At 26.1% G+C, this 2,302-nt stretch carries 1 protein-coding gene; it reads right to left on the bottom strand.

Annotated features, from left to right (window positions below):
- Positions 1–538 precede the first annotated feature (538 nt).
- A complete protein-coding gene (locus ABTW65_RS29345) occupies positions 539–1,510 on the bottom strand; it encodes a DUF418 domain-containing protein (protein WP_029376514.1) in 972 nt (323 codons plus the stop codon).
- Positions 1,511–2,302: the final 792 nt, after the last annotated feature.

Below are 2,302 nucleotides of genomic sequence, written 5' to 3'. Positions count from 1 at the left end.
ACAGTACAAATCACTAGACAATTCTTGTATACAGATTAACAATTAGTTTGTAAGAGTTGTTCACCTCTTATTATATTTTTCACATAGGTTCTCCGAAACTTACTGACAAATTTTAAGATTTGTGCTACACCACAATTGGTGTAGCTTTTTAAGTTATTATGTTCTTATCTAAAAAAATAAAGTCGCAATTTGTAATTTGTATAACTGCATTTAAAATTATGAGGTAAAAAACTTCTGTTGTGCAAAGAAAGCAATATTATTAAGATTAAGAATGTTTTAAGAGAAACTAACATAAAAGAATAGTATATTTCTAGTCGTTATAGGGCATTAACATTTTATCTTAGATGTTTTAATATTATTTTTCATTTTTAGATGAATTACAGTTTGACGTAGAATTAAACTTCTCTTCTTGACTAGCTATTCTTTTCTTAGATTTATCTTTTTGAAAACTATCGCTATGAGAAGTATTATTTTCATTATACAATCCTTCCTTTTACTCATTGTCATATTTATATAATCAGTAGTATGTTCTTCTAAATTATTTGTTTTGAATATTTTTATAAGTCCACATGCGCCATATTTTTTCTAATGGTCCTTGCTTAAAGTATTTTAACCATACTTTTGTTAATACAGACATTATCAATATCGTTATCACTGATATTAAAATCGATCGACTTGGTGTAGGACAACTAGAATTGAAGAATATTCTAATAATTAAATTTAATAATAGAATTTGTAATATAAAGTTGGTAAATGCGGTTTTGCCAACTTTTTCAGCTGGCTTTAACCATTGTCGAACCCTCTGACTTTGAGTAATAAACATCAGTAAAATAAAGTAAATAAAAGTTTGTAAAGGGGTTATTAAATATAATATTAAATTTTTATCAAAATCAAAATACATCCAATTTAAATCTACTAAAGTGATAATAATAAGTCCTATAATTAATGAGACTAAATATTGACGCTTATATTCCTTAAAATTAGATATTGTTCCACTTTGCCATAAAAATAATCCTAAGAGCATATCCAAAGTGATTGCAATATTAAGATGAAAGAAATTATTCTGATAAATACTGATAGCAATAAAAGATAAAATAACAACTATTAAGAATATTAGTGTTAATTTAGGTTTTTTTAAGTTTTCAACGAACATAATAATTAATCCTATGATAGCGTAAGGAAGAAAGGGGGTTAGAAACATAAAAGTCATAATACCCACAATTAAAAGGAACAACAGTCTCCTAAACATTAACTTTAAGGGTGATAAGTTTTTTCTACGTGCATTATCCATAAATATCCCCATACTAATGCCAAATAGTAGTGAAAATAAACCTATGAACTTATTTTCTATAAAAATTTCTTCAAGATTATAAATGATAGCATCTGTATGTGTCTCTATAATATTCTCACCAGCTACTCTAGGAATTACTTCTAAACTATTCATAAATACGATAAGATATATCGCTAAACCTCTAATAATATCTAAACTTACAATACGTCTTTGTTTCATAAGTTCTCCTTTATCATAAAAAATTTAATGGAATTCTGCATTTTAGTTAGTTTTTATAGATAAGTAATATCTAATAATACTACCCTATAATTTAATCAAAATTCTAAGACCATTAATTAGTGATATACGCTAGATTTTTTTCGAATTGGTCTTTAGATATATCATTGAAAATAGTTTTAATTTCTTTTTTTGAATAATCTTTTATAATCATTTCTAAAGTATGGTATTTTTCTAAAAACTTCTGTCTTTGTACATATTTAAAAACGGGGGGGATGTGACTACTCTTTTTATAATATAAGTAATACAATATAAATTTATGTTGTTCATAATAAGAATTAACTTCGTACTTTCTAGAAAGTAATTGTATTTTTCGTAAGGAATTAGTTTTTTTAAAAGCCTTTTTAATAAGTTTATGCTTATTATATTTTGGCAACGCCACACATAGCATCTCGTATTCAAGAAATGTTAGATCAAAAATTAAACTTTTTAGATAATATGTATCCATTTATTATACCTCCGATAAATTCTAACTTAGCTTATCGTGTGGTTATATTAACGATATGACTACCTTCTCTATTTCTATCTTCAGTATAAATTAATGAATACTTATGGTTAAAGTATTCTGACTATCCATATCCATTTTTGGCAAAAATTTTATATACGATGAAATACTAATATTGTGTGATATATTATCTAAAATCAAAACCACCCGTATGAAAGGGTGGTTTGTTCTACGGCTATAAGCCTTTCTTACTGGCCAGTCCTAAAAGGGCACTGATAGGTCAGCCAACT

It is taken from the genome of Nocardioides sp. NPDC127503 (assembly GCF_040302165.1).
Lineage (GTDB): Bacteria > Actinomycetota > Actinomycetes > Propionibacteriales > Nocardioidaceae > Nocardioides.
Note: the sequence above shows the minus strand (reverse complement) of the source record. Positions and strands in the feature narration are given on the sequence as shown.

Coding starts and splice junctions, on each gene's coding strand:
- ABTW65_RS29345 (WP_029376514.1), bottom strand. CDS start 1,510: ATGAAACAAAGACGTATTGTAAGTTTAGATATTATTAGAGGTTTAGCG.